18 protein-coding genes and 1 pseudogene are annotated in these 26,233 nt (G+C 72.7%); 8 read left to right on the forward strand and 11 right to left on the reverse strand.

Going from position 1 to position 26,233, the window contains the following annotated elements:
* Window positions 1-53 precede the first annotated feature (53 nt).
* On the forward strand, window positions 54-1,628 hold the full coding sequence (locus RM779_RS13685) for a succinic semialdehyde dehydrogenase (protein WP_311617945.1): 1,575 nt from the start codon (window positions 54-56) through the stop codon (window positions 1,626-1,628).
* Window positions 1,628-3,451, forward strand: a complete 1,824-nt coding sequence (locus tag RM779_RS13690; protein WP_311617946.1) for a GMC family oxidoreductase — start codon at window positions 1,628-1,630, stop codon at window positions 3,449-3,451. The genes RM779_RS13685 and RM779_RS13690 overlap by 1 nt, the downstream gene beginning before the upstream one ends.
* A 637-nt stretch (window positions 3,452-4,088) precedes the next feature.
* Here RM779_RS13690 and RM779_RS13695 read toward each other — a convergent pair.
* Window positions 4,089-4,379: pseudogene (locus tag RM779_RS13695) on the reverse strand (chorismate mutase); the annotation flags it as partial.
* Between the two features lie 288 nt (window positions 4,380-4,667).
* Here RM779_RS13695 and guaA point away from each other — a divergent pair.
* Window positions 4,668-6,242: a glutamine-hydrolyzing GMP synthase gene (gene guaA, locus RM779_RS13700; RefSeq protein ID WP_077059488.1), complete on the forward strand. Its 1,575-nt coding sequence runs from the start codon at window positions 4,668-4,670 to the stop codon at window positions 6,240-6,242.
* A 39-nt stretch (window positions 6,243-6,281) separates the two neighbouring features.
* Here the strand turns inward: guaA and RM779_RS13705 are convergent, their stop codons facing one another.
* The gene (locus RM779_RS13705) at window positions 6,282-6,962 is read right to left on the reverse strand and encodes a LuxR C-terminal-related transcriptional regulator (RefSeq protein WP_077059487.1); all 681 of its coding nucleotides are present in this window, start codon (window positions 6,960-6,962) and stop codon (window positions 6,282-6,284) included.
* A complete protein-coding gene (locus RM779_RS13710) occupies window positions 6,959-8,221 on the reverse strand; it encodes a PspC domain-containing protein (RefSeq protein ID WP_311617948.1) in 1,263 nt (420 codons plus the stop codon). The genes RM779_RS13705 and RM779_RS13710 overlap by 4 nt, the downstream gene beginning before the upstream one ends.
* Window positions 8,222-8,342: 121 nt before the next feature.
* Here RM779_RS13710 and RM779_RS13715 point away from each other — a divergent pair, with 121 nt between their 5' ends.
* Both RM779_RS13715 and RM779_RS13720 read left to right on the forward strand, forming a co-directional pair.
* Entirely contained in the window at window positions 8,343-9,659 is a 1,317-nt protein-coding gene (locus RM779_RS13715; RefSeq protein WP_311617949.1) for a PspC domain-containing protein, read from the forward strand.
* On the forward strand, window positions 9,656-9,958 hold the full coding sequence (locus RM779_RS13720; protein ID WP_311617950.1) for a hypothetical protein: 303 nt from the start codon (window positions 9,656-9,658) through the stop codon (window positions 9,956-9,958). Before RM779_RS13715 ends, RM779_RS13720 begins: the two co-directional genes overlap by 4 nt.
* Here the strand turns inward: RM779_RS13720 and RM779_RS13725 are convergent.
* The 4 genes from RM779_RS13725 to RM779_RS13740 form a co-directional block, all read right to left on the reverse strand.
* Window positions 9,915-10,469, reverse strand: coding sequence for a DoxX family protein (locus tag RM779_RS13725; RefSeq protein WP_311617951.1), 555 nt, complete (start codon window positions 10,467-10,469; stop codon window positions 9,915-9,917). The two genes, RM779_RS13720 and RM779_RS13725, sit on opposite strands and share 44 nt — an antisense overlap.
* 147 nt (window positions 10,470-10,616) lie before the next feature.
* Window positions 10,617-11,690, reverse strand: a complete 1,074-nt coding sequence (locus tag RM779_RS13730; protein ID WP_311617952.1) for a C40 family peptidase — start codon at window positions 11,688-11,690, stop codon at window positions 10,617-10,619.
* 142 nt (window positions 11,691-11,832) lie between these two features.
* A complete protein-coding gene (locus tag RM779_RS13735) occupies window positions 11,833-12,648 on the reverse strand; it encodes a DsbA family protein (protein WP_311617953.1) in 816 nt (271 codons plus the stop codon).
* Window positions 12,649-12,755: 107 nt separating this feature from the next.
* Window positions 12,756-15,347, reverse strand: coding sequence for a glycoside hydrolase family 9 protein (locus RM779_RS13740; protein ID WP_311617954.1), 2,592 nt, complete (start codon window positions 15,345-15,347; stop codon window positions 12,756-12,758).
* A 195-nt stretch (window positions 15,348-15,542) separates the two neighbouring features.
* On the opposite strand from RM779_RS13740, the gene RM779_RS13745 reads away from it, so the two are divergent.
* Window positions 15,543-15,893: a hypothetical protein gene (locus RM779_RS13745; RefSeq protein WP_077059480.1), complete on the forward strand. Its 351-nt coding sequence runs from the start codon at window positions 15,543-15,545 to the stop codon at window positions 15,891-15,893.
* 45 nt (window positions 15,894-15,938) lie between these two features.
* Here the strand turns inward: RM779_RS13745 and RM779_RS13750 are convergent, their stop codons facing one another.
* The 4 genes from RM779_RS13750 to RM779_RS13765 form a co-directional block, all read right to left on the reverse strand.
* Window positions 15,939-20,234: a serine protease gene (locus tag RM779_RS13750; RefSeq protein WP_311617955.1), complete on the reverse strand. Its 4,296-nt coding sequence runs from the start codon at window positions 20,232-20,234 to the stop codon at window positions 15,939-15,941.
* Window positions 20,221-20,556, reverse strand: coding sequence for a trypco2 family protein (locus RM779_RS13755; protein WP_311617956.1), 336 nt, complete (start codon window positions 20,554-20,556; stop codon window positions 20,221-20,223). Before RM779_RS13755 ends, RM779_RS13750 begins: the two co-directional genes overlap by 14 nt.
* A 56-nt stretch (window positions 20,557-20,612) precedes the next feature.
* Window positions 20,613-21,833, reverse strand: a complete 1,221-nt coding sequence (locus RM779_RS13760; RefSeq protein WP_311617957.1) for a C40 family peptidase — start codon at window positions 21,831-21,833, stop codon at window positions 20,613-20,615.
* 218 nt (window positions 21,834-22,051) lie between these two features.
* Complete coding sequence (locus RM779_RS13765) at window positions 22,052-22,669, reverse strand: DUF1707 SHOCT-like domain-containing protein (RefSeq protein WP_311617958.1); 618 nt, start codon at window positions 22,667-22,669, stop codon at window positions 22,052-22,054.
* A gap of 121 nt (window positions 22,670-22,790) precedes the next feature.
* Here RM779_RS13765 and pcrA point away from each other — a divergent pair, with 121 nt between their 5' ends.
* Both pcrA and RM779_RS13775 read left to right on the forward strand, forming a co-directional pair.
* On the forward strand, window positions 22,791-25,217 hold the full coding sequence (gene pcrA, locus RM779_RS13770) for a DNA helicase PcrA (RefSeq protein ID WP_311617959.1): 2,427 nt from the start codon (window positions 22,791-22,793) through the stop codon (window positions 25,215-25,217).
* A gap of 154 nt (window positions 25,218-25,371) precedes the next feature.
* On the forward strand, window positions 25,372-26,073 hold the full coding sequence (locus RM779_RS13775; protein WP_311617960.1) for a hypothetical protein: 702 nt from the start codon (window positions 25,372-25,374) through the stop codon (window positions 26,071-26,073).
* Window positions 26,074-26,233 lie beyond the last annotated feature (160 nt).

Genomic DNA, 26,233 nt, shown 5'->3' on the forward strand with positions numbered 1-26,233 from the left:
AACCGGTTACCAATAGGTAGTCAGCCGTGGTCGGACGGTCGTACTCTCCGGCTATGACGACAGTGCAGTCCGATTCCCCGGCCCGCCCGCCGCGCGTGGTCACCGAGGATCTGGTGGAACAGCTGACCCGGGGCGTCATCGGCCGGGGCAGGACGGCCTGCCACTCGCCGCTCACCGGCGACCGGCTCGCCGAACTGCCCGAGGCCACGGAGGACGACGTCGCCCTGGCCTTCGAGCGGGCCAGAGCGGCCCAGCCCGCCTGGGCGGCGAGACCCGTGCGGCAGCGGGCCGCCGTGCTGCTGCGCTTCCACGACCTGCTGCTGCGCCGTCAGAAGCTCGTCCTCGATCTGATCCAACTGGAGACGGGCAAGGCCAGGCTGCACGCCCACGAGGAGGTGCAGGCGGTCGCGATGGCCGCCAGGCACTACGGCCGCAGGGCGCCCGCCTACCTCCGGCCGAGGCGGCACGCCGGGGCGATCCCCGTGCTGACGCGGGTGAGCGAACTGCGCCACCCGCGGGGCGTCGTCGGCCATATCTCGCCGTGGAACTACCCACTCGAACTGTCCGTCGGCGACGCCCTGCCCGCGCTCGCCGCGGGCAACGCCGTCGTGATGAAACCGGACACCGAGACGGCGCTGACCGCGCTGTGGGCGCGGGCGCAGCTGATCGACGCCGGGCTGCCGCCCGAGGTGTGGCAGATCGTGCTGGGCGAGGGCCCGGTCGTCGGCCCGCACGTCGTCCGGCACGCCGACTACGTCACGTTCACCGGCTCCACCAGAACCGGGCGCGAGGTGGCCGAGCGGGCCGCGGCCCGCCTGATCGGCGCCAGTCTCGAACTCGGCGGCAAGAACGCCATGCTGGTGCTCGACGACGCGGACCTCGACAAGGCCGCGGCCGGGGCGGTCCGGGCCTGCTTCGCCTCCGCGGGGCAGCTGTGCATCTCCGTGGAGCGGCTGCTCGTGCACGAGCGCGTGGCCGACGCGTTCCTGGCGCGCTTCCTCGAACGGGTCGGGGCGCTGCGGCTCGGCGCGCCGCTCGACTGGGGCACGGACCTGGGCTCGCTGGCCTCCCAGCGGCAGCTGGACACCGTGGTGCGGCACGTCGAGGACGCCGTGGCACGCGGGGCCGAGGTGCTCACCGGCGGGAAGCCGCGCCCGGACCTGGGCCCGTTCTTCTACGAGCCCACCGTCCTGGCGGGCGTCGAGCCGTCGATGCTGGTGTGCGAGAACGAGACGTTCGGCCCGGTCGTCTCGGTCCACCGGTTCGCCGACGAGGCGGAGGCGGTCGCCCGCGCCAACGCCACCAGGTACGGCCTCAACTCCTCGGTGTGGTCTCGGGACACGCGGCGCGCCCGGCGCATCGCGGCGCGGCTGCGGACCGGCAGCGTCAACATCAACGAGGCGTACGCCGCGGCCTACGGCAGCATCCAGGCGCCGATGGGCGGCATGGGCGACTCCGGGATCGGCCGCCGCCACGGCGCGGAGGGCATCCTCAAGTACACCGAGTCGCAGACGGTCGCCCAGCAGCGGCTGCTGCCGATGGCGCCTTCGCTCGGCCTCGACGACCGCCGCTACGCCGAGCTGATGACCCGTTCCCTGCGGGCGCTCAAGACGCTGAGGTTCCGCTGATGACACGCGACGACGGACGCGACGCGCAGGACTTCGACTACGACGTGGTGATCGTCGGCTCGGGGTTCGGCGGCGCGGTGTCCGCGCTGCGGCTGACCGAGAAGGGCTACCGGGTCGCGGTGCTCGAGGCCGGCCGTCGTTTCACCCGCGCCGACCTGCCGAAAAGCTCCTGGGACCTGCGGAACTACCTGTGGGCGCCGCGGCTGCGGCTGTACGGCATCCAGCGCATCCACCTGCTGCGCAAGGTGATGATCCTCGCGGGCGCGGGCGTCGGCGGCGGTTCGCTCAACTACGCGAACACGCTGTACGTGCCGCCCGTGGCGTTCTTCGAGGACCGCCAGTGGCGCGGCATCACCGACTGGCGGCAGGAGCTGGCGCCGTACTACGACCAGGCCGCGCGCATGCTCGGGGTCCGCACCAACCCGACGGTCACCGCGGTGGACCGGCATCTGAAGGCGGCGGCCGAGAAGATGGGCTGCGGCGACACGTTCCACCTGGCGCCGGTCGGCGTCTTCTTCGGCGACGAGCACGACGGTGACGGCACCGCCGCGGCCGGCCCCGGCGGCGAGGTGCCCGACCCCTACTTCGGCGGCGCCGGGCCTGCCCGCCGGGCCTGCACCGAATGCGGCGAGTGCATGACCGGCTGCCGGCACGGCGCGAAGAACACGCTGAACGAGAACTACCTGTACCTCGCCGAGCGCGCGGGCGCCGAGGTCCACCCGCTGACCACCGTGACCGCCGTGACCGAACTGCCCGGCGGGGACGGCCACCTGGTCACCGCCGTGCCGACCGACGCCTCGGCGCGCGGGCGGCGGCGCCGCGGGCGCACGCTGCGCGCGCGGCACGTCGTGCTCGCGGCGGGCACCTACGGCACGCAGACGCTGCTGCACCGCATGCGCGACAGCGGCGCGCTGCCCCGCATATCCGACCGGCTCGGCACGCTGACCCGCACCAACTCCGAGGCGCTGGTCGGCGCCCGCACGAGCCCGCGGCGCTACCGCGCCAGGCACGGCCCGGACGCGGAGCCCGACTTCACGCACGGCGTCACCATCACCTCGTCCGTTCACCCGAACGAGCACACCCACATCGAGCCGGTGCGCTACGGCAAGGGCTCCAACGCGATGGGGTTCCTGTCGATCGAGCAGTTCCCCAGGGGCGGCCTGCCGCGGGCGCTGTCGTACGCGTTGACGTCGTTGCGCCACCCGCTGCTGTTCCTGATATCGATGTCCAACCGGAGATGGTCGGAACGGACCATCATCGGCCTGGTCATGCAAACGCACGACAATTCCCTGACCACGTTCCGGAAGCGGCGCGGGCTCGGGAAGGGCACCCTGTCGGCCAGGCAGGGACACGGCGCGCCGAACCCGGACCACATACCCGAGGGGGCCGAGGCCGCCCGCAGGCTCGCCGAGGACATCAACGGCTTCGCGGGCACGAACGTCGGCGAGCTGATCGGCTCCCCGCTGACCGCGCACTTCCTCGGCGGCTGCCCCATCGGCGCCGACGCCGGGCACGGCGTGGTCGACCCGTACCACCGGCTGCACGGGCACCCCGGGATCTCGGTCGTCGACGGCTCCGCGGTGTCCGCCAACCTCGGCGTCAACCCGGCGCTCACCATCACCGCGCAGGCCGAACGGGCGATGGCGCTGTGGCCCAACAAGGGCGAGCCCGACCCGAGGCCAGGACAGGGCGCCGCCTATACGACGCTCCCGCCCGTATCGCCCCGCGCGCCCGCCGTGCCCGGCGGGGCGTTCGGGGAACTGCGCACCACCGTCGTCCTGCCCGTCCCCGAGGTGCCGCGGCGCCCCGCGGACACCGCGTAGCGCGGCGCGGCAGGACACGGCGAAGAAGGGGTCCGCTCCCCGGGGGAATGGGAGCGGACCCCTTCGGTCTGTGCGGGCCCCTCGGGCCAGAACCGGTTACTCCTGATATGACAGGCGGCGGGGCCCTGAGGTTGTGCACGGCCCGATCACGAAACAGCCACGGAAACACGCAGGTGCGACGGGGGTTCCGCGGCGAGGAGCCCCGGCCAACGAAGGCCGGGGCTCCCGCGCAGCACGGGCGACAGGGCGGCGCCGGTGCTGGGAAGCGGTGCCCGGGGGTAGGCACCGCTGCCGTTGGCCGGACCACTGGAGGGGGTGCGCCGTGGTCCGCCAACAGGTCTGGCTGGTCTTGGTCGTCGGGGCTGTGAGCGCGGCGGCCGGCTCCCGGCGTCCCGGGAACCGGCCGCCCGCCAGGACGTGACCGGCCTGCTGTCCCCTGCTGCCCGGCCACCGCACCGGGGCGAGGTCCCACGGCGCGCGGCCCCCGCCACACCGCGGGGACCGGGGCGCCTCATCGCCCCGGGGACAATCCCTTCAACGAAGCCCTCCGCGGCCGGTCACGCTCCGGACGGGTGACTCTTCGCGCTCCGGTGCGCCCTGGTGCGCGACGCGCGCCGCCGGGCCGGCCGCGGGGCGGTCAGACCCGGCCGCGGCACAGGTCGAGCAGCGTCATCGCCAGGCCGGTGCCGGGGGCGCCGAGGCCGTCCCGGTACCGGCGCAGCACCTCCATCTCGCGGGCCAGGTGGACACGGCGGCCGCCCGCCGCGATGCGGGTGGCCTGGATCTGCTCCGAGACCGAGATCCGTTCCTTGATCAGGCTGATGATGCTGTCGTCCAGGGCGTCGATCCGGCCGCGCGCGTCGGCGATGGTGTGCTCGGCGGTGGCGTGCTCGGCGGTGGTGCTCTCGCTGGTGGTCATGCGGGTCTCCTGGTGGGGTGGTGGTGGGTGCCCCGGCCCGGCTGCCGCCCGCGGAACGGATGCGCCCCGGGCCGCAAAGAGCGGTGCCCGGGGCGTTCGCTGGGAAAGTCGCTGGTCAGTGAGGTGCGCAGCGCTCCTTGCGGCAGCCGGCCGGGCCGGTGCCATAGGTAAAGGAGCGGAAACGCACGTCGTGACGCATGCCCGCGAGTATGCCAGCCTCCGCGGCGTGCGGCCAAGCCGCGGCGGGCCCGTAGACTTTCCCTACGCACCGGGGAAGGCAAGGAAGGCAGCTTTTTCGTGGCAGACACGGACACCGACACCGTTCTCGTCGTCGATTTCGGCGCCCAGTACGCCCAGCTCATCGCGCGCCGGGTGCGAGAGGCCCGGGTCTACAGCGAGATCGTCCCCTCGACCACCCCGGTGGCGGAGATCCTGGCCAGGAAGCCGCGCGCGATCATCCTCTCCGGCGGCCCCTCCTCCGTCTACGCCGAGGACGCACCCGGCCTCGACCGCGCGCTGTTCGAGGCGGGCGTCCCGGTGCTCGGCCTCTGCTACGGCTTCCAGCTGATGGCGCAGGCGCTCGGCGGCACGGTCGACAACACCGGCGCCCGCGAGTACGGGCGCACCGCGCTGAGCGTGTCCCGGCCGTCCTCGACCCTCTTCGAGGGCACGCCCGCCGAGCAGCAGGTGTGGATGTCGCACGGGGACGCCTGCTCGGCCGCCCCCGCGGGCTTCGCCGTGACGGCCGCCACCGCGACCGTTCCGGTGGCCGCGTTCGAGGACGACGAACGGCGGCTGTACGGCGTGCAGCACCACCCCGAGGTGATGCACTCCACCTACGGGCAGCAGGTGCTCGAACACTTCCTGTACCGCGGCGCCGGTATCGCGCCGGACTGGACCACCGGCAGCATCGTGGAGGAGCAGGTCGCCGAGATCCGCGCCCGCGTCGGCGGCAGGCGCGCGATCTGCGCGCTGTCCGGCGGCGTGGACTCCGCGGTCGCCGCCGCCCTGGTCAACCGGGCCATCGGCGACCAGCTCACCTGCGTGTACGTGGACCACGGGCTGATGCGCCGGGGTGAGACGGAGCAGGTGGAGAAGGACTTCGTGGCCTCCACCGGGGTGCGGCTGCGGGTCGTGGACGCCTCGGAGCGGTTCCTCGGCGCGCTCGCCGGGGTCACCGACCCCGAGGAGAAGCGGAAGATCATCGGCCGGGAGTTCATCCGGGTCTTCGAGCAGGCGCAGGCCGAGCTGGTCGCCGAGGCGGGCGCGGCGGGCGAGGACGTCGCGTTCCTCGTACAGGGCACCCTCTACCCGGACGTGGTGGAGTCGGGCGGCGGTACCGGCGCCGCGAACATCAAGTCGCACCACAATGTCGGCGGCCTGCCGGAGGACCTGGAGTTCGAGCTGATCGAGCCGCTGCGCCGCCTGTTCAAGGACGAGGTGCGGATGGTCGGACAGGAGCTGGGCCTGCCGGAGGAGATCGTCCACCGGCAGCCGTTCCCGGGGCCGGGGCTCGGCATCCGCATCATCGGCGAGGTCACCAGGGAGCGCCTCGACGTGCTGCGCGCGGCCGACGCGATCGCCCGCGAGGAGCTGACGGCCGCGGGCCTCGACCGGGACATCTGGCAGTGCCCGGTGGTGCTCCTCGCCGACGTGCGCAGCGTCGGCGTCCAGGGCGACGGCCGCACCTACGGCCACCCGGTGGTGCTGCGGCCGGTCTCGTCCGAGGACGCGATGACGGCGGACTGGTCCCGCCTGCCCTACGACCTGCTGGCGAGGATCTCCACCCGCATCACGAACGAGGTGCGCGACGTCAACCGCGTCACACTCGACATCACCAGCAAGCCGCCGGGCACCATCGAGTGGGAGTGAGCGGCCCCGCGGCCGGTTCGCCCGTCATACCAGGCGGCGTCACACCAGGCGGCGTGCGGTGGCCCAGCGGGTCAGCTCGTGGCGGTTTGACAACTGGAGCTTGCGCAGCACCGCGGAGACGTGGCTCTCCACCGTCTTCACCGAGATGAACAGCTCCTTGCCGACCTCCTTGTACGCGTAGCCGCGGGCGATCAGCCGCAGCACCTCGCGCTCCCGCTGCGTCAGGCGGTCCAGGTCCTCGTCCACCGGGGCCGCCTCCGAGGACGCGAACGCGTCCAGCACGAAGCCGGCCAGCCGCGGCGAGAACACCGCGTCGCCCTCCGCGACCCGGAAGATGGCGTCCACCAGGTCGGCGCCCGTGATGGTCTTGGTGACGTAGCCGCGGGCGCCGCCGCGGATCACGCCGATCACGTCCTCCGCCGCGTCGGAGACGGACAGCGCCAGGAAGCGCACCGGGTCCTCGGCCGCGGACATCAGCTCCGCGCTGCGCCGCAGCACCTCGACCCCGCCGCCGCCCGGCAGGTGCACGTCCAGGAGAACGACGTCGGGGCGGGCCGCCTTGATCACGGTGACCGCCTGGTCGACGTCGCCCGCCTCGCCGACCACCTCGACGCCGGTCTCCTCGGTGCGGCCGATCTCGGCCTGCACCCCGGCGCGGAACATGCGGTGGTCGTCCACCAGGACCACGCGGGCCCTGCGCTCCTCGGATGTCGGGTTCATTCCGCTCGCTCCATCGTCAGCTCCACCTCTGTGCCCTCGCCGGGGGTGGAACGCACCCGCGCCGAGCCGCCGTTGCGCTGCATGCGGCCGATGATGGACTCGCGCACGCCCATCCGGTCCCCCGGCACCGAGTCCGGGTCGAAGCCGGGGCCGCGGTCGCGCACCGACACGAAGACAGTACGCCCCTCGACCTCGGCGAAGACCCGCACGGGTCCGCCCTCGCCACCGTACTTGGCGGCGTTCACCATTGCCTCGCGGGCGGCCTGCAACTGGGCGCCCAGGGCTTCGTCCACCGGGCAGTCCCCGACGCACACGACCTCGATCGGCACGCCGTGGTGGTCCTCCACCTCGGCGACGGTCGCGCGGATCGCGGCGGCGAACGTCTGCGGCTCGTCCTCCTCCTCGGCCACCTCCTGCGCCTCCGCCGACTTGTACAGCCAGGCGCGCAGGTCACGTTCCTGCGCGCGGGCCAGGCGGGCGACCTCGCGCGGACGTTCCGCGTTGCGCTGGATCAGCGTGAGTGTGTGTAGCACCGAGTCGTGGATGTGCGCGGCGACCTCGGCCCGCTCCTGCGCGCGGATGCGCATGGTGCGCTCCTGGGACAGGTCCTGGACCATGCGCACCAGGTAGGGCCCGACGAGTAGCGCGATGCCGACGAGCAGCGCGACGGACGCCTGGAAGACCAGGCTCAGGCTCTGTGTCGACTCCGAGGCGCTGCGGCCCACGACGAAGCTGCCGACGCCAAGGCACACCAGCACCGCGCCCGCCGCGCTGCGCAGCAGCGGCAGCCAGCGGCTGCGGCGGGTCGCCTCGGCCCAGTGCGCGCGGCGCGAGTTGTCCGCCTGCCGCCACACCACGGCCGCGCCGACGCCGATGATGAGCAGCGGCCACAGGTAGCCGTCCTGGATGGGGAACTGGACGTTGGCGGCCAGCACGCCCAGCGTGGCGGCGAGCACGAGGAACGCGAAGATCTGCCCCTTGTCGGGCCGGCGCAGCAGGCTCTTGCGGACGGGCGCGGCGGGCGCCGCCTGCGGTGCGCCCAGCGGCACGACGAACCAGAAGATGCCGTACAGCAGCACGCCGAGCCCGTTCGCCGGCATCAGCGCGAAGAAGACCAGCCGCACCCAGGAGACGGGCAGCGCCAGATGCCCCGCGAGCCCCTGCGCCACGCCGCCGAGCCAGCGGCCCTCGACGCTGCGGTAGAGCTTGCGCACCGGCGCCTCGTCCAGGGCGGCGCCGGTGGGGGTCGCGGTCGTCATGACCCGATCGTCACACGACCGGGCGCGGCGGGTCATCAGGGGCGACCCGGAGGAGACGTCAGGGACCGATGGGGGACGTACCCGGGTCACGCCGGGGCGCGCCTGCGTCACCATGGTGGGCATGACCGACGATCTGACGACGGAGCCGCCGCCCGGCACCGCGGCCGCGACGCGGCTGTCCCGCAGCCGGCGGCACAAGGTGGTCGGCGGGGTGTGCGGCGGCTTCGGCCGGTACTACAACCTCGATCCGGTGATCTTCCGCGTGCCGCTCGCGGTGCTGTCGGTCATCGGCGGTCTCGGGCTCGTCGCGTACGGGATCGCGTGGCTGCTGATCCCGTTCGAGCGGGAGGAGGAGAACGAGGGCCGCCGGCTGCTGTCCGGCCGGGTGGAAGGCCCGGGGCTGACGGCGCTGCTGTTCATCGTCGCGGGCTGCGGACTGCTGCTCGCGTCGCTCGGCAACCGAGGCCCTTCCACCTGGTTCTCCGTCATGCTGCTCGGTGCGCTGGCCGCGGCGGCGTACTGGTCGCGGCGGCGCAGCGAGTCGCAGGGCGCGGGGGAGGGCGGCGAGCCGGGGGACGCGGCCACCGCGCAGGTGGTCGCGGAGGCGCCGCCGGAGGCTCAGGCCCCGCCCGCGCCGCTCGGCCCGTCCTGGTGGCAGGGCGGGGGCGCGGGGTGGCGGCGCCCCTACCTGTGGGGTCCCGAGGACGCGGAGCCGGGCGACTATCCGCCGACCGTGCCGCCCGCGTCGCCCTCGGCCGCCGGGCCGCCGGCGCCGCGGCGGCCGGCGGAGCCGCGTGAACTCCGGCTGGGCGGGCTGCTGTTCCTGCTGGCGGCGGGCGCGTGCCTGGTCGGTTCCGCGGTGGCGTGGGAGCACCAGCCGCTGGGCACGACCCTGGTGATCGGCCTGTCCGCGGCGCTGATCGTTTATGGCGTCGGCTTCGTGGTGAGCGCGTTCGTGGGCCGCCTCGGCGGCGGCACGGTCGCGGCGGTGATCCTCACCGGCGCGTTGCTCGCCGGCGCCTCGGTGCTGCCGGACAACATCACGACCAGCTGGGTCGGCACCCAGTGGCGGCCGGAGTCCGCGGCGGCGGTGACGGAGCGGTACGAGCTGGGCACGGGCGACGGCGAGCTGGACCTGACCGGCTTCGAGCTGGACAAGGGGGAGACGCTGAGCACGACCGTGGTGGCCGGGGCCGGGCAGATCCGGGTGCTGGTGCCGCGCGGCGCGGAGGTGACGGTGCACACGGAGATCGACGCGGGCGCGTTCACCTACCAGTCGCCGGCCTCCGGCACGTGGGAGGGGCTTGAGGACTCCTGGGGCGGGCTCGGCCAGGAGCGCACGCGCAGCTATCCGGCCGAGCCGGGCGCGGAGCCGGGCGGCGACGTGGAGCTGTGGCTGGACATGGGCATCGGACACGTGGCGGTGGAGCGGTCATGAGCGGGAACGGGCGGATCTGGCGGCACCGGTTCGAGCCGGCGCGACTGGTGCTGGGCGTGGCGCTGATCGGCGTGGCGTGCGTGTACCTGGTGGACGCCGCCGGGCGGGGCGACGTGCCGCTGCCGGTGCTGTTCGCGCTGCTGCCCGCCGCGCTGCTGTGCACGGCGGGCGTGGCCGTCGCGGCCATGGCGGCGCGGCGGGCGCGGGGCCGGCCCCGGGACGAGCCGCGGGACGAGCCGCGGGACCTGCCGGACGTCAGCCGAACAGGCGCCGGTTCCGCTGGGCCTGACGCGCGCTGAGGAGGCGGCCGAGGGCGAAAGGCCCTGGCCCGGCGAGCAGGAGTGTCACGAAGCCGAACAGGTACGGCAGATCCTGTCCGAAGTAGTACGGGTCGGCGTTCCAGCTGACCGTGAGCCAGAAGGAGAACGACAGCAGCGCGCCGCCCGCGGCGGCCAAGCGCGTCAGCAGCCCGAACAGCACGCCCGCGCCCACCGCGATCTCGGCGACGGCCGCGCCGCCGAGGAGCGGTCCCGGATGGTCGAGGGCGAGGTCGGCGAGCCAGCCGGCCGCCGCGTCCTCGCGGGAGAAGCGGAGCATCTGTTCCATCGCGTCGGTGCTCATCGCGCTGCTGAACGGTCCGGCGTCGGTGAACTTGTCGATGCCGGCGTAGAGGAAGGTGAGGCCGAGGAAGAGCCGCAGCGGCAGCACCGCGTACCGGGCGGCGGCCTCCCGGGGGCCGCCGCCCGGAGCGCCGGCGCCCGGCAGGCGCCCGTGGGCTCCGCGGCCGCCCAGCTGTTGGGTCACGGACATGGGGGGTCCGGCCTTTCTGCATCGGTGGGGGACCGGTGGGTCGGCCAGTCTGCCACGGTGAGCCGCCACCGCAAGGCCGCCACCACGGGCCCGCCACCGACGCGTCAACTCGGGCCGCGGAAAAGGAACCGGGAGCGCCCGGGGGGCCTAGCCGGGGCGGGTGGCGGCGGCGAAGGGCATGGAGTCGACGGGGGCGAGCCGGACCGGCGTGCCGGGGCGGGAGGCGTGCACGATCTGGCCGTTCCCGACGTAGATCCCGACGTGGCTGATGCCGGAGTAGTAGAACACAAGGTCGCCGGGGGCAAGCTCGTCACGCGCGACGCGGGTGCCGGCCGAGACCTGGCTGTAGCTGGTGCGGGGGAGCGAGACGCCCGCGGCGCGCCAGGCGGCCTGGGTCAGGCCGGAGCAGTCGTAGGCGTCGGGCCCTGCCGAACCCCAGCCATAGGGCTTGCCCAACTGGCCCCAGGCGAACGCGACGGCGGCTGAGGCCCGCCGGTTCGGCGCGGTGGCGGGGCGGCCGGCGCGTTCGCCGCTCGCCGCGGTGGTCCCGCCCGTGCCCTCCTCGCGCAGCAGGGCCTCGCGTTCGCGGGCGGTGCGGGTGGCCAGCAGGTCCTCGGCCTCGGCGAGCCGGTCGGTCACCACCGCGCGGTGCCGGCGTGCGCGGTCCTGGGCGTCGGCGAGCGCTTCGGCGCGCTCGGCGGCCTCGGCGCGCAACTGTTCGACGGCGCGCAGCCGTTCCTCGATGCCGAGGGCGGCGCGGGCCTGACGGTCGCCGCTGCGGTGGGCGACACCGGCGCGGTGCAGGAAGACCTCGGGGTCGGCGGACAGGGCGAGTTGCACGGCGGCGGGCAGCCCGGCGGCCCGGTATTCGGCGCTCGCCTGCGAGCCGAGGGCGTCGCGGGCCGTGTTCAGCTCCTCGGTGCGCAGCGCGGCGCTGTCGCGGAGCCGGTCCATGTCCTGTTCGGCCTGGCGGGCGGCCTCGGTGGCGGCGTTGAACGCCTCGGTCGCCTCCTCGGCCTCGCGGTGCAGCGTGTCGACGCGCTCCTCGACTTCGGCGAGGGTGGGCTCGGGGTCGGCGAGTGCGGCACCGTCGAACGCGGCGGCCGACGCGGCACCGGCCAGGGTCAGGGTGGCGGCGGCGCGGAGGGCGGCGGGCACGGGTTTTCGGTGGACGCGCCGGTGCCGGAGCCGCCCGAGCCGCTGCTTTCGATGCTGGGCCATGGAGCAGGACGCTAAACCGGGCGCGCCCGTGGTCATGGCCGTCCGACCGGGATTGGTGCCAATCCCGCAGAAAGTGGCGGATGCTGACCATGTCACCCGCCGCGGGCGGGCGTTAGAATGATCGTTCCTGTGCTATCTGTGACTATTCCGCGGCCTCGTACAGCTGGTCGATCACATCGCGGAACTCGTCGACCGACCGCGCGCCGTGCAGCGCCTGACCGTTGATGAGGAACGAGGGGGTCGAGGTGACGCCCAGGTCGTACGCCTCCTGCGCGTCGCGGCCCACGGCCTCCCCCGCCTCCTCGGATGCCATGTCGGCCTCGAAGCGCTCCAGGTCCGGCACGTCCGCCGCCTCGGCGAGGGCGAGGACGCCGTCCTCGTCGAACCGCCCGCTGTCCCGGTGGAACTCCTCCGCGAACGCCGCGTCGTGGAACTCCCAGAACCGGTCCTGCTGCCCCGCGGCCCAGGCGGCGCGCGCCGCGGCGTCGGACTCGGGGCCGTTGATGGGGAAGTTGCGGACCTCGATGCGCAGCACGCCCGTCTCGACGTACTCCTCGACCAGCTCGCCGTGCGTCCCGCGGGCGTGGATGCCCGCGAACGCGTCCTGGAAGTCCACGTACTCGATCATGACGACCGGGGCGTCGGCCGGGCCCGCGGCCAGCGGGTCGTCCGCGTCGCGGCGGGCCAGGTCGAGCGCGGGATGCCCCTCGGGCAGCGGCTGGATCTCCCCCTGCTCCTGCGCGTCGCTCTCCTCGTCCCCGCCCGGCGAGCCGATCGCCGAGAGCACGCCGACCATCAGCACGCTCACGAGGACCGCGGCCAGCAGGGCGGCGGCGAGCTTGCGGCGCTTCGCGACCGGCCGGGCGGCCTGCGGCCCTGAGGCGCCGGGGGCACCCGGGGTGCGCCTTTTGTTGCTTTTCTTATTGTTTTTGGTCTTTCTCGTCCGTGCCACGGGCATGAGGCAAGCGTAGGCCCGCGGGAACGGGCCCGTCGGCCGGTGCGGCCGACGGGCCCGGGGCCGCCCCGCCTGAAGGGCGGGCGGCGGGACGGCCGTGTGGGGGGTGGTCAGCCGGTGGTGCAGCCGCCGCCGTTCAGCGTGAACGCCTGCGGGTCGGCCGCCTGGCCCGATGCGGTGCCCTGGAACCCGAAGTTCACCGAACCCCCGGGCGGCACCGTGCCGTTCCAGTTGACCGGGCGGGCGAGCACGTCCTGTCCTGACTGGGTGACGACGGCGTTCCACGCGTTCGTGATCCGCTGGTCGTCGGCGAACGTCCAGGTCAGCTCCCAGGGGCTGATCGGCGTCGCACCGGTGTTCTCCACCGTCACGGACGAGGTGAAGCCGGCGGACCAGCGGTGCGAGGTGTAGGTCACCTCACAAGTCGCGGGCTCCTCGCCCGGGTCCCCGCCCGCCCCCGCGCCGAGGTCGTCGGCGTAGGAGGCGAGCCAGGCCAGCGGCGCGTTCCAGTTGATCGTGACCTCGTTGGTCGCGAACGACTCGATGTGGTCGACGTAGCACATCGCCGGGGCGCAGCCCTGGAGCAGGTCCTCGGCGATCGGGTCCTGGAGCGCGCTGTTCGGGCCGCCCGCCACCGAACCGGCCGGCGGGTTGGGCAGGGTGGCGTCGAGCTGGTTGGCCCAGTGCCTGTGGTGCTGGTTGTGCACGTCCCGCTCGCCGTAGCCGGTGACGTACGACAGGTTCAGCGGGTTGCGGCCGAGCAGGTAGTCGAGGCCGCTGAGCACCGCGTCGCGGTACTCCGCCGCGCCGGTCAGGTCGTGCGCGGTCGCCAGGACCACCATGTTGTTCATGACCTGGCTGTTCGAACCCCACACGTAGTTCTCCGTGCCGGCCAGCGGCACCCCGTACAGCGCGTCCTGGGCGGTGGCGGCCAGGCCGTCGGCGGCCTCCGTGACCATGGCGAGGACGCCGTCGCGCTCGCTGTCGGTCAGGCCGTTGTCCGTGGTGGCCAGGTTCAGCGCGCCGAGCGCCGCGGTCGAGCCCCAGCTGAAGCCGCCGGGCGGGAAGACCGCCTCGGCGTCGCCGTGCAGCTCCGAGGACAGCACGTCCTGGCGGTAGGTGTCCTCACCGGTCGTGATGAACAGCTCGGCCGCGGCCCAGTAGAACTCGTCGGTCACATTGTTGTCGCTGTACGCGCCGCCGCCCACGCCGTCGTTCGGGTCGGCCAGCATGTCCGGGTTGGCCAGGGCCGCCTCGTACGCGGTGGTCGCCGCGGTCAGCAGCTCCGCCGCGTACGCCGCGTCGTACGGCTCGAACAGCCGGGCACCCTGCGCGGCCGCCGCCGCCACGTTGAGCGTCGCCGCGGTGGACGGCGGGTGCAGCTCGCGCGCCTGCGAGTCCTCGTGCGGCAGCAGCGGCAGGCCGGTCCACGCCGCGTCGTGCAGCTTGTGGTGCGCCATGCCGGCCAGCTCCTCGCCCGCCGGGACCTGCATGGCGGTGAGGAAGTCCAGCTCCCAGCGCGCCTCGTCGAGGATGTCGGGGACGTCGTTGCCCTGCTCGGGAACGGCCAGCGCGCCGTCGCCCAGCGCCTCGCCGTCCGCGCCCTCCGCGGTCAGGGTGCGTTCCCAGGTGGACAGCACCTGCGCGGTCGCTATGCCGCCGTTGACGACGTACTTGCCGTGGTCGCCCGCGTCGTACCAGCCGCCGGCCGCGTCCAGGGTGTAGTCGCACGGGGTCGTCGCCCAGCAGGTCACGCCGTCGTCGCCCTGGTTGGGCGCCACGTTCACGTGCCCGGCCGGCCGCGCGTACTCCTCACCGACCAGCTCGGCGTCGATCTCGATGCCGCTGCGGTTGTGGTAGAAGTACGCGAGCGCGTCGGTGCGCAGGTCGGCGTACAGGTCGTCGCCGATCGCGAACGGCTCGCTGACGTGCTCGCCGACGGTGACGGTGTAGCCGTCCCCCGCCTCGGTGACGTCACCGAAGTCGAAGGTGTGGACGTTCTCTTCCGACGTCGGGTCCACGCCCTGCGGCGTGGTGGTGCCGGTCGCGACCTCGGTGCCGTCCGCCGCGTTCAGCGTCCACGGCAGGGCCTCGGTCGCCTCCGTGACGTAGGTGCCGGCCTTCGGGCCCTCGGTGAGGTAGCCGACCTGGTTGACCCGTACCGGGGAGCCGGTGTCCGGCTCGTACACCGGCGGCTCCGCCCCGCCGGTCAGCGAGACGTCGTCCAGGCAGAAGGTCAACGGGTCGTCGCTCCCACCGATCTGGAACGCCAGCTGCGCGGCCTCGTAGTCGGCGCTCGCGGTGAAGACGTGCGTGAACGTCTCCGGGGCCTGGGAGATCTGGTCGGCCGCCGCCAGTTCCTGCGTCCACGGCTCCTCGGCCAGCTGCACGTTGGTGCGGCTGGTGACCGGCGCGGTGGCGGTGGCGGTGTAGCTCAGCTCGTAGGACTCTCCCGCGGTGAGGGGGAGGCCGTCCTGCCCGACGATGGCATCCCAGGGGTTGACGGTGCCGCCCTCGACCTCGGCGCACAACTGGCCGTCCACGACCGCGCTCGGTGCGTTGGGCGTCGACCACCACGGGTCGATGAAATCCGAGGAGAAGTCGCCGTTCACGATCAGCTCGGGGCCCTCGGCGGCCGAGGAGGAGGCGGTGGTCATGCCGAGGACACCGGTGGCGAGACCGGTGGCGAGGGCTGCGCCCATGAGGCGTCTGCCGCGCGATGCACGGCGAGACGCGCGTGGGGGGTGGGAAGGACGTTGGGTCACGGCTCGATCCTTCGTACGTGCGGACATGGGCATGGGAGCGCTCCCAAGCATGGTGTGTGCGTGGCAGGACCCCGTCAAGACCTTGGGAGGGCCCTAAATCCGCGTGCGGGTGCGGCAGTTAAACTCCGGCCCATGGAGCCGCTGATCAACATCTTTCTCGCCCTCCACATCATCGGGATCGCCGCGTTGCTCGGGGGCTTCCTCGGGCAGGTGAAGGCCATGAAGGGCGGCGGGGCGCGCATGACGCCCGGCATGCTGCACGGTGCGCTGACGATGCTGGTGACGGGCCTGGCGCTGGTCGGCCTGAACCAGGCGGACGACCAGGAGGTCAATAACACCAAGATCGCCGTCAAGCTGGTGGTGCTCCTGGTCATCACCGTGCTCGTCTACATCAAGCGGGACGACGAGCGCGTGGAGACCCCGGTGTTCGGAGCGGTCGGCGCGCTCACCGTCGTCAACATCTTTCTCGCGACCCTCTGGTAAGCCCGCCGGGCGGGGCTCACCGGGTCGTTCCGGCTGCCCGGCGTGCTAGCGGCGCCCGAGAAGTCCTGCCAGGCGGGCGGCGACTTCGTCGCCCTCGCGTCTGTCGGCGTTCTCCGGCATGCTCAGCCAGTCGGCTGCCTTCGTGCGGCAGTCCGCCGTCTGCGGCCGCGTCAGCCCTGGCCCTTCGAGCAGTGCCGCGAGCACGTGCCCGGCGTACCAGGACCCGGCGTATGTCTCCAGCCAGGCGAGTGCCATGGCCACGACGGCCGTTCGCTCGATCTGCCCGGAAGCGGGCAGGCGCGGGTCCAGGAGCGGGCCCAGAATGGCCCCGCTGAACGACGAGAACTCTCTCTCGTCGAGCCACACCAGGGCCCGCGCCGTGACGGCACGGGCCTGCCCGGGGTCGAGATCCGTGCGAGCCAGCAGAGCGCGCAGCACCTTCTGCCCAAGCGCGCTGATCGGCTGCCCGCCGCAAGCCGCTTCGAGCGCGAGGTCCACGAGAAGGGCGCGCGTCCGGTCGGGGAGCGGCACGAGCCCCAGCCGGCACACGGCGGGGAGTGTCTCCTTCGCCAGCACCATATGGCCGTGGCCCGCACACTCCAGTACCCGCTCCACGGTTCGCCGGCGGAGCCCCTCGTCGGACACGCGGCAGCGGGGCAGGTTTTTCAGTATCCACGGTGCGGCCTCGGCGGCGTGGTGGGTGTCCAGCCAGTCGAGGGCGGGGCGGAGGGCATCGGCCCGGGCCGCCTCCGGCAGCTCGGGGAACTCCAGCAGCGGGCCGAGCACGAACGACGCCGCGTCGTTCATGCGGTTGCCGGGCTTTTCCAGCCATGCGAGGGCGAGCGGCACCGCGCGCACTTCGGCCGCCCGGTGCTTGAGCAGGGGTTGCAGCACGAAGCGCGCCTCAGGGGCAGAGCCGCGCGGGCCCGTGGTGAGCCAGGCGAGCGCGGCGTCGACGACATCGGTGTCGCTGCCGTCGGCGGGGCCGATGCGAGTGTCGAGGCGGAGCAGATGCTGGAGCACGAATGAGGTGTTCGGTGATTCGGCGTGGTCCCCGAGCCAGGTGACGGCGAGCCGGGCAGCCGCCTCGCCGTGGCGGCCGAGTTCCGGATGAGCCAGCAGCGGCCGGAGTACGAAGCTCGCGTCCTCCCCGCTCAGATTGCCGGGGGCGGCGAGCCACCGGACCCCGGCCGCACAGGGCTTGTCGGCGAGCCGCAGTCCACGGCGCTGGAGCAGCGGCCCGAGCACCGACTTGGCGTGATGCTGCGTGCCGTGCTGACCCGTGTCCAGCCACCGCATGGCGTGCTGCGCGGCGCGTTCGGCCGCCGGCCGGGGCAGGTCCGTCTTCTCCAGCAGCCTCCGCAGCACGAAGTGGGCATCCCCGTAAGTGCTGTGCCTCTCAAGCCAGGCGAGGGCCTGGCCGACGACGTCGTACTGCCCGTCCGGGGCGGCAGGGGCCAGCGCGAGCAGGGGGGCCAGTACGAACGTCGCGTCGTGCTCGGTGTCGTGCTCCTCAAGCCATGCGCGGGCGTGGCCCACGGTGGTGTCGGCGGGCTTTCCCCGCAGGGCTGCGTGTTCGAGGAGGTTTCTCAGGACGAACGACGACACCAGGGAGGTGCTCCGGCCGGTCAGCCAGTTGACGGAGCGGTCGATGATTTCCCTCGTCCGGCTCTCGTCCAGATCGTTCCGCCTGAGCAACTCGGCGAGAACGAGGGAGGCCGTATCGGCGTCGGGATGGCGTCTGAGCCAGTCGAACGCGAGCCCAAGCGTTCTGTCGGCCCGGCCGTCGCCGCCGAAGTTGTCACGGCGCAGGAGCGCGCGCAGCACGTGGGCGGTGGCGGACGCGGGCAGGCGCCGGCTGACCACGCCGAGGGCCCGGTCGACTGCTCGCGCTATGCGGTCCTCACGCAGATCGTCGCGTGCCATCAGCGCGTTGGCGAGGGGGAGGCCGCCCTTCATATACGGGTGTCGCAACCACTCGATCGCTTCCTCGGCGGCCTGATCCAGGTGCCCGGCCTGCACTCCGGGTGCCCGGAGCAGGGCTTCGAGGACCGGATGGGTGTCCTCCGGCCGGTCGCGGTTGTCGGCTTGCCACGCCAGAGCCGCCGAGGCCAGACGCGCGGGAACGGCGTCGGAGGTGTTGCGGATCGCGTTCTCGAACAGCCTGCTCGGCAGGTGCGGCGCGTCGGCCTCGGCCTTCTGGAGCCAGGGCCGCACCAGGGAGTCCCAGGACGCGACGACCGCGGACTGCCACGGCGGCCCCGACAGCAGCGTCAGCAGGGCCCGCCTGGCCTCCTCCAGGTCGGGCTCGCCCGCCAGCCGTTCGGCAAGGCCGTTGTCGTCCGCGAGCCACTGCTCGCAGACTCGGCGCACATTGTCCCGCACACCCGGTTCGAGGTCGGCCGACCACCGTCGCACGGTGGCGGAAGCGAGCCGGAACGTCCTGGTGCTGACGAGGAACGCGGAGAACATCCGCTTCGCGGCGTCGGCTTTCAGGCGCACCGTGCTCGGCTGCAGTGCCTGCCGGAGAAGCTCGTCGGCCACGAAGTCGTGGATGACGTGGAGAACGCCGCTCTCGGAGCTGACGAGCCAGCCCAGTCCGAGCAACTGCTGCACGGTGCCGATTCCGCCGTCCAGGTAGCCGTGGTCCTGGTGCAGGTCGAGGAAGGCCTCGACGGCCGTCTCCACCGCCTCCTGCTCCTGCTGACAGGAGGCGGCAGCGACCGCGGAGGCGAGGAGGGAGGTCTGCGAGTCACTGAGGTCCTCTTTGGTGCGCGTCCGTAGCCAGTACGACAGATCCTGGAGTTCGTCGCGCAGCCCGGAGAGGACGAGCGCGCCCTCGGCGTCGTCGTGCAGGCGCGACTCGATGGCCCGCGCGATCAGCAGGGTGAGCGCCGGGCGGTGCCCGCAGACGGCGGCGAGCCGCGCGGTGCCGTAGGCGTCCACGGCCTTCAGGGCGACGCTTTCGATGATCCGGGTAGCGACGGCTTCCTGGTGCCCTCTCTCCTGGGAGACCTGCACCTCCTTGAGGAGCGAGAGCTGATTCATGTCCTGGGCGCGCTGGACCGCCCCGGGGCGCAGTGCGGCGACACACGCGACTCCGGCCCGGGAGGTGCGCTCCGCGTTCACTTGTTCCGCGAAGCCGGAGAGGTCGAGGTGCTCGTAACTGTCGAGGTAGTCGAGTACGAGCAGGACGTCCCTGTTCCGCGCATGCAGCTCGCCCACGGCCTCGGCCAGGGTCTCCGCCGTGATGGGATTCTTCGGCGCCAGATGCAGCACGGTCCAGCCTTGCTTCTCCGCCCTGGCCGCCACCTCGAAACACGTACGGGTCTTGCCGGTCCCCGCGGCGCCTACGAGCACCACCCCCAGTGACCTCGAACCCGGTGCGGCGGCTGCCGTCAACCGCTCCAGGAGAACGTCCGGCTCGGCCTCGTGGCGTTCGCCTGGGCTGACGAAGGAGAACTGGTCGCCCGTCAGAAACTTGTCTCGGTTGGAGTCCCGTGCGAGCGTCTGCCGGTGGGTGCGGATGCCCGCGGGGAGCTTCGGCAGGCCGACATCGGTCAGGTCACCGGCGTGCAGGCTGCCGCAGCCCAGCAGCCGCTGCAGCCGGTCCAGTTCGCCGGGGGGCAGGCGGTCGTGGAGACTGTCGATCCTGGCCGCGGCGAGAGCGGGACCGTCGGAGGGATGGTGTTCGGTGACGACGCCGATGATCCGCCCGCGGCTGAAGACCGCCGCCCCCGACATGCCCTGCCACGGCGAGTACGGGTCGGCGGCCGTGTCATCCGGGCCGTCCGTGCCGTCCGCGTTCGTGCGTTTCTTTGCCTTGCGCGGGTCGTCGTCCGGTGAGGGAGGCCCCGCGACCTTCAGGGCGAGCGTGCCCTCCCGTCGATTGGCGAACGGTACACAGGTGGCCTCCGCGGCCTCCAGGTCCCGATAGGTCCCCTCGCGGAGCTTGAAGAGCGGAAAGCCGAAGGCCACGCACTCGACTCGGGCGGCCCGCTCGCCGACACCGCCGAACGAGGCGGGGGCCGGCGCGGGTGCGGCGGCCGGAGGGTCGAAGACGAGCACGGCGATATCGGTCTCCTCGTCCCGCCATCCCACCGACGCTTCGTACGCGGCCTCGTCCTGCCGGTCGGCGTTGAACCGCACCCGCACCCCGGACGCTCCGACGAGCGGATGGCACGCGGTCAGCACCTTGCCGTCCGCCACGAGGTAGCCGGAGGCCCGGGAGCCTTTGCCCGCCGAGCGGCTGACGATCACCTCGGCGATACGGCCGGGCTCGTCCCACCTGGCGCCCTGCCGTCCGGTGCCCTGCCGTCCGGTGGCTTCACCGTTCGCCATCGACTTCGTCCCCGGAGATCAGCGGGGAGCGCGTCGTGCCGTCCGGTGCCACCTCCTTGGGATGCAGCGTGAGCGTGACGCGTTGGGTCGCGGATCGGGCGAACCTGCTGTCGCCGCCCGCGTCGACGACCCAGAACCGCACCTTGCCGTTCGCGCCGGCTTCGCGTGAGGCCGCGACGGTCACCTCGACCTCGACCGGCCCCACTTCGAACCGGAGATTCTCTCCCGGTGCCGCGCCCGCTGTCGCCGCGGCCTTGATTTCCTGCCGCAACTGGCGTATGAGCTCGGCCAGTTCGACTCCGCTTTCCCCTCCCGATGCCATGCCGAGATGGTAGGAGGCAACAGCGGTACCGTCCATGCGGCAGCGGCGCGGCCCGCTCAGCCGGGGCGGACCGCGCTGTGCCAGGGCATCACGTCGATCGACTCGTACTTGACGGCTTCCCCCGGCCGCGGGGCGTGGATCATCATGCCGTCGCCGGTGTAGAGGCCGACGTGGCTGATGTCGTCGTAGAAGAAGACCAGGTCGCCGGGCTGGAGGGCGTCGCGGGACACCTGGGTGCCGGTGTTCACCTGGTCCCAGGTGACGCGCGGGATCTCCACGCCCGCCGCGCGCCAGGCGGCCTGGGTCAGCCCTGAGCAGTCGAACGAGTTGGGCCCGGTCGCGCCCCACACGTACGGCTTGCCGAGCTGCGCCTCGGCGAACGCGATGGCCGCCTGGGCCTGCGAGGCGTTCGAGCCGCCGTCCGCGGGCGGGGTGCCCGGGTCGGCCGGCTGTTCCTCGGCCTCCGCCTCTGCCGCATCCTGGGCCTCCTGTGCCTGCCGGGCGCGCTCGGCTTCCTCGCGCTCCTCGCGTTCGCGCCGTGCCTGCTCGGCGCGGCGCTCGGCCTCCTCGTGCTCCAGCCGTTCCAGCTCGGCGAGCTCGGCCGCTTCGTCCTCCGTCAGCTGGTCCATCAGGGCGCGGGCCTCGGCCAGCTTTCCCTGGACCGTCTCCTTCTGGTCCGCCAGCTCGGTCTCGCGCTCCTCCAGGTCCGCCAGGGCGTCGGTGGCCTCGTCGCGCTGCGCCTCGGCCTCCTCGCGGCGGTCGGTGAAGTCGTCGACGGCCTGGTTCTGCGCCTCGCTCAGCCGGTCGAGCGTGTGGTCCGTGGCGAAGAAGCTGCGCGGGTCGGGGGCCAGCAGCAGGGCCGCGGTGTCCGAGAGCCCGCCGCCGCCGGTGCGGTACTGGGCGGCGGCGAACGTGCCGAGGGTGCGGCGGGCCTCGTTGACGCGCTCGGTGGCCTCGGCGGCCTGCGACATCAGCTCGTCCGCCCGTTCCTGCTGCGCCTCGCTGGCCTCGCGTGCCTCGTTGTAGTGCTGGGTGGCGGTCCCCGCCTCCCGGTACAGCGCGTCGACCCGCTCGCGCACGTCGAGTGCGCGCTGGCGCGCGTCGTTCGCGCGCTCGCGCTGCTCCTCGATCGCGGGGGTGTCGTCGTCGTCCGCGTAGGCGGCGGACTGCGTGAGCAGCGAGGCCGAGGCGAGGGCCACGGCACCTGCGCCGACGGCGCCCCTGCGGGCCGCGGGGGATTCCAGAATGCCGGGGCGCGGCTTGCGGTGGGAACCCAAGGCCGTGTCCTTCCCTCTGCACGAACGGGAGGCCCCCGGAACGGTTGAGGAGATCCGGGGCACTTGGCGCTGCACGGTAGCCACTCGAAGGGGTGTTTGTGAAGGCGAAGTGCGATCGGACCGAAACCGATTCGTGACCAAAAGCCGTGGTGGCGGCCCCGCGGGTGCTCCGGTGTGGTGGACGTCACGTGCGCCGGGGCGGGCGGCCCGCCCGCGGGTCAGGCCGGGTTGTCGCGCAGGCGGCGGCGCTCCCAGCGGTTGGGGTGCCGCACCGTCACGCCCGCCACACCGCCCGTGCCCGTCAGGCGCAGCACCGGGGCGCCGCGCAGCCGTTCGCCCGTCGTCTTGTTCTTGATGCCGCCGAAGCCGGGGTCTGCGCCGCTGGTGTCGACCTCCCAGCCGGGCGGCACGATGATCGTGATGCCCGCCATGTCGCCGTGCACCTCGATCTCGGTCTCCGGCCAGGCGCAGTCCGCGCGCGAGTAGTCGACCTTGACGCCGCCGAGGCCGCCGCGCGCGATCACCTTCGGCGGGACCTGCCAGCGGCCCACCTGGTTCGCGCCGTGGATGCCGCCCTTGAGTACCAGCGGCCGGCCGTCGGGAGCGGGCGGCGCGGAGCCGAGGCTCCGGGCCAGTCCTGGCTGGGCGGGGAGGTCGGCGATCAGCGGTTCGAGGTCGCCGTAGGTCTTGGCGGTGAGCGCCTTCTCCAGGCGCTCCTCCAGCTCTTCGAGGTCGAGCCGCCCCTCACCCGCCGCTTCCCGCAGCCGCTCCGCGACGGCTTCCCGGTCCTCGTACGAGGCACGCAGCTTCGCGTGCGGCCGCGGCTCGGATGTCATGCCTTTCACGATAGCCGAGGGGGCGGCGGCCGTGCGCCGCCCGGCTTCCGCCGACCGCGCGGGGGCGCGGGGAGCATCGGGCCCGGGCGTCCGCCTGGGCACGGCCTAGACTCGGTCAGCGATGAGCGGCCTTTTCGATGACAACGCGCTGGCGGACCTCGGCCCTTCCGGGCCTGAAGACGAGGAGCCGCCATCCGAGCACGACTTCGCCCAAGAGGTGCGCGAAGAGGTGCCGGACGACCTTTTCGCGGGCACGTTCGCGGAGCCGAAGGCCGCCGACGAGGACGCCTTCTACCGCAACGGCGCCCGCAAGCCCGTGACGGACCCGGCCGAGCTGCTGGCCGGGCTGAACGAGGAGCAGCGCGCCGCCGTCACGCACAGTGGCGCGCCGCTGCTGATCGTGGCGGGCGCGGGCTCGGGCAAGACCCGGGTGCTCACGCACCGCATCGCGCACCTGCTCGCCGCCCGTTCGGTGCACCCGGGCCAGATCCTGGCGATCACGTTCACCAACAAGGCCGCGGGCGAGATGAAGGAGCGCGTCGGCGAGCTGATCGGCCCGCGCGCGAACGCGATGTGGGTGATGACGTTCCACAGCGCCTGCGTCCGCATCCTGCGCCGCGAGAGCAAGCTGCTCGGCTTCACCTCCAGCTTCTCGATCTACGACGCGGCCGATGCCAGGCGGCTGATGGCCCTGGTCTGCCGCGATCTGGACCTGGACCCGAAGCGGTTCCCGCCGAAGTCGTTCAGCGCCAAGGTCTCCAACCTGAAGAACGAGCTGATCGATTCGGAGGACTTCGCCGCGCGGGCGAGCGAGCCCTACGAGCGGACCGTCGCCGAGGCGTACACGCTGTACCAGGCCCGGCTGCGCGAGGCCAACGCGCTGGACTTCGACGACATCATCATGACCACGGTGCATCTGCTCGACGCGTTCCCCGACGTCGCCGAGCACTACCGGCGCCGTTTCCGGCACGTGCTGGTCGACGAGTACCAGGACACCAACATCGCCCAGTACACGCTGATCCGGCTGCTGGTGGGCGAGCGGGAGCCGGCGGAGCTGTGCGTCGTCGGCGACGCCGACCAGTCGATCTACGCGTTCCGCGGCGCGACGATCCGCAACATCCTCCAGTTCGAGCAGGACTACCCGGACGCGACGACGCTGCTGCTCGAACAGAACTACCGCTCCACGCAGACGATCCTCTCCGCCGCCAACGCCGTCATCGAGCGCAACGAGGGCCGCCGCAAGAAGAATCTGTGGACGAACGAGGGCGCCGGCGCCCGCATCGTCGGCTACGTCGCGGACACCGAGCACGACGAGGCGCAGTTCGTCGCGGAGGAGATCGACCGCCTCTCCGACGCGGGGGACGCCCGCGCCGGCGACATCGCCGTCTTCTACCGGACCAACGCCCAGTCCCGTGTCTTCGAGGAGATCTTCATCCGCGTCGGCCTGCCCTACAAGGTGGTCGGCGGCGTCCGCTTCTACGAGCGCCGCGAGGTCCGGGACGTGCTCGCCTACCTGCGGGTGCTCGCCAATCCCGAGGACACCGTTCCGCTGCGCCGCATCCTCAACGTGCCCAAGCGCGGCATCGGCGACCGCGCCGAGGCGATGATCGAGGCGCTGGCGCTGCGCGAGCGGATCTCCTTCGCGCGGGCGCTGCGCCGCGTGGACGAGGCGTACGGGATGGCGGCGCGTTCGGCGAACGCGGTCAAGCGGTTCAACACGCTGCTTGAGGAGCTGCGCACCGTCGTGGAGTCGGGTGCGGGGCCCGCGACCGTGCTGGAGGCGGTGCTGGAGCGGACCGGGTATCTGGCGGAGCTGCAGGCGTCGACCGATCCGCAGGACGAGACCCGCGTCGAAAACCTCCAGGAACTGGCCGCCGTCGCGCTGGAGTTCGAGCAGCAGCGGGAGGAGGACGACCCCGGAACGCTCGCGGACTTTCTCGAACAGGTCGCGCTCGTCGCGGATTCCGACGAGATCCCGGACGACGAGGGTGACGGTGTGGTCACGCTGATGACGTTGCACACCGCGAAGGGCCTCGAATTCCCCGTGGTGTTCCTGAGCGGCATGGAGGACGGCGTCTTCCCGCACATGCGCTCGCTCGGCAAGACGAAGGAACTGGAGGAGGAACGGCGGCTCGCGTATGTGGGGATCACCCGCGCGCGGCAGCGGCTGTACGTGACGCGGTCCGCGCTGCGCAGCGCGTGGGGGCAGCCCCAGCACAATCCGCCGTCCCGCTTCCTTGAGGAGATCCCCGACGTACACGTGGAGTGGCGCCGCACGGGCGGCGCGGGCCAGGCGCCGCCGCAGGGCGCGGCCGCCGCTCCCGCGGCGCGGGAGCGGCGGGGGGCCGGCGGGTTCGCCACGGGCCGCATGAAGGACCGGCCGGTGGTGGCGCTTTCTGCCGGGGACCGGGTGACGCACGACAGCTTCGGCATGGGCACGGTGGTGTCGGTCCAGGGCAGCGGCGACCGGGCCGAGGCGACGATCGACTTCGGCGGCGAGAAGCCGAAGCGGCTTCTGCTCCGTTACGCCCCCGTGGAGAAGCTTTGATTCTTACCCTGTAGTGTCCCCGGTATGTCACAGACCGGGGAAAGGGCTTGTGGTAGAGCCGCGGGGAGCGATTAGCTGCCTGCGGCAATGTTCGTACTCCAGTTCCTTCTGTCCCCGGAGTACGTACCATCTTGAGATTCCCAGGGGGAACACAATGAGCCAGCCCTGGCAGCAACAGCCGGACGGCGGCGGATACGGACAGCAGCCGCAACAGCCGGGCGGATACGGCCAGCCCCAGCCCAACCCGTACGGCCAGCCCCAGCCGCCCCAGCCGCCCGCGCAGCCGTATGGCCAGCCGCCGCAGCAGGGTTACGGCTACCCGCCGCCCCAGCCCCAGCCGCCCCAGCCGTACGGCGCCCCGCAGGGTGCGCCCGGCGGCGGCTGGCCGGCCCCGCCTCCCTCGGGCGGCCCGGCGAACCAGAACATCGCGCTCGCGGTCCTTTCCGCGGTGGGTGCCACGCTGGTCATGGCGATCCTCTACGCGTTCTTCTACGACGCGATGTTCGACGAGAGCAGCGGTGAGGTCACCAAGATCGGCTACGTGTCGCTGGCCATCGGCGCGGCGGTCGGCGCCGGTCCGGCGTTCCTCGCCCGGCGGAACATCGGCATACAGGTCCTCGCCGCCGCGCTGGCCCTCGTGGCGGCCGTGCTCGGTGAGCTGTACGGCATGGCGATGATCCTCAGCGAGTACCTCACCAACGGTGAGTGGAGCGCCACGAAGATCTTCTTCGAGGAGTTCAACCACCTCTGGGACTTCTGGACCGAGTCCAACGATCCGATCAACTACTTCTTCCTGATCCTGGCCCCCGTCGGCGTCTTCGCCATCGGCCAGGCGGTCGCGCGCCGCACCAGGTGAGATCCGCCGGCCCCGCGGCCGGCTCGCACGGACGGCAGGCCCGCCGCTCCCTCCGGGGAGCGGCGGGCCTTTTGCGTGCGCGTGGCCGCCGGGCGCACACCAGCGCTATTTCGGCATAGCGGAAATCAGATCGATCTTCTTTCATGCATGCGGAACGTAT

Source organism: Streptomyces johnsoniae, from assembly GCF_031845565.1.
Lineage (GTDB): Bacteria > Actinomycetota > Actinomycetes > Streptomycetales > Streptomycetaceae > Streptomyces > Streptomyces johnsoniae.

Coding starts and splice junctions, on each gene's coding strand:
- RM779_RS13685 (WP_311617945.1), top strand. CDS start 54: ATGACGACAGTGCAGTCCGATTCCCCGGCCCGCCCGCCGCGCGTGGTC.
- RM779_RS13690 (WP_311617946.1), top strand. CDS start 1,628: ATGACACGCGACGACGGACGCGACGCGCAGGACTTCGACTACGACGTG.
- RM779_RS13705 (WP_077059487.1), bottom strand. CDS start 6,962: ATGAACCCGACATCCGAGGAGCGCAGGGCCCGCGTGGTCCTGGTGGAC.
- RM779_RS13710 (WP_311617948.1), bottom strand. CDS start 8,221: ATGACGACCGCGACCCCCACCGGCGCCGCCCTGGACGAGGCGCCGGTG.
- RM779_RS13715 (WP_311617949.1), top strand. CDS start 8,343: ATGACCGACGATCTGACGACGGAGCCGCCGCCCGGCACCGCGGCCGCG.
- RM779_RS13720 (WP_311617950.1), top strand. CDS start 9,656: ATGAGCGGGAACGGGCGGATCTGGCGGCACCGGTTCGAGCCGGCGCGA.
- RM779_RS13725 (WP_311617951.1), bottom strand. CDS start 10,469: ATGTCCGTGACCCAACAGCTGGGCGGCCGCGGAGCCCACGGGCGCCTG.
- RM779_RS13730 (WP_311617952.1), bottom strand. CDS start 11,690: ATGGCCCAGCATCGAAAGCAGCGGCTCGGGCGGCTCCGGCACCGGCGC.
- RM779_RS13735 (WP_311617953.1), bottom strand. CDS start 12,648: ATGCCCGTGGCACGGACGAGAAAGACCAAAAACAATAAGAAAAGCAAC.
- RM779_RS13740 (WP_311617954.1), bottom strand. CDS start 15,347: ATGGGCGCAGCCCTCGCCACCGGTCTCGCCACCGGTGTCCTCGGCATG.
- RM779_RS13745 (WP_077059480.1), top strand. CDS start 15,543: ATGGAGCCGCTGATCAACATCTTTCTCGCCCTCCACATCATCGGGATC.
- RM779_RS13750 (WP_311617955.1), bottom strand. CDS start 20,234: ATGGCGAACGGTGAAGCCACCGGACGGCAGGGCACCGGACGGCAGGGC.
- RM779_RS13755 (WP_311617956.1), bottom strand. CDS start 20,556: ATGGCATCGGGAGGGGAAAGCGGAGTCGAACTGGCCGAGCTCATACGC.
- RM779_RS13765 (WP_311617958.1), bottom strand. CDS start 22,669: ATGACATCCGAGCCGCGGCCGCACGCGAAGCTGCGTGCCTCGTACGAG.
- pcrA (WP_311617959.1), top strand. CDS start 22,791: ATGAGCGGCCTTTTCGATGACAACGCGCTGGCGGACCTCGGCCCTTCC.
- RM779_RS13775 (WP_311617960.1), top strand. CDS start 25,372: ATGAGCCAGCCCTGGCAGCAACAGCCGGACGGCGGCGGATACGGACAG.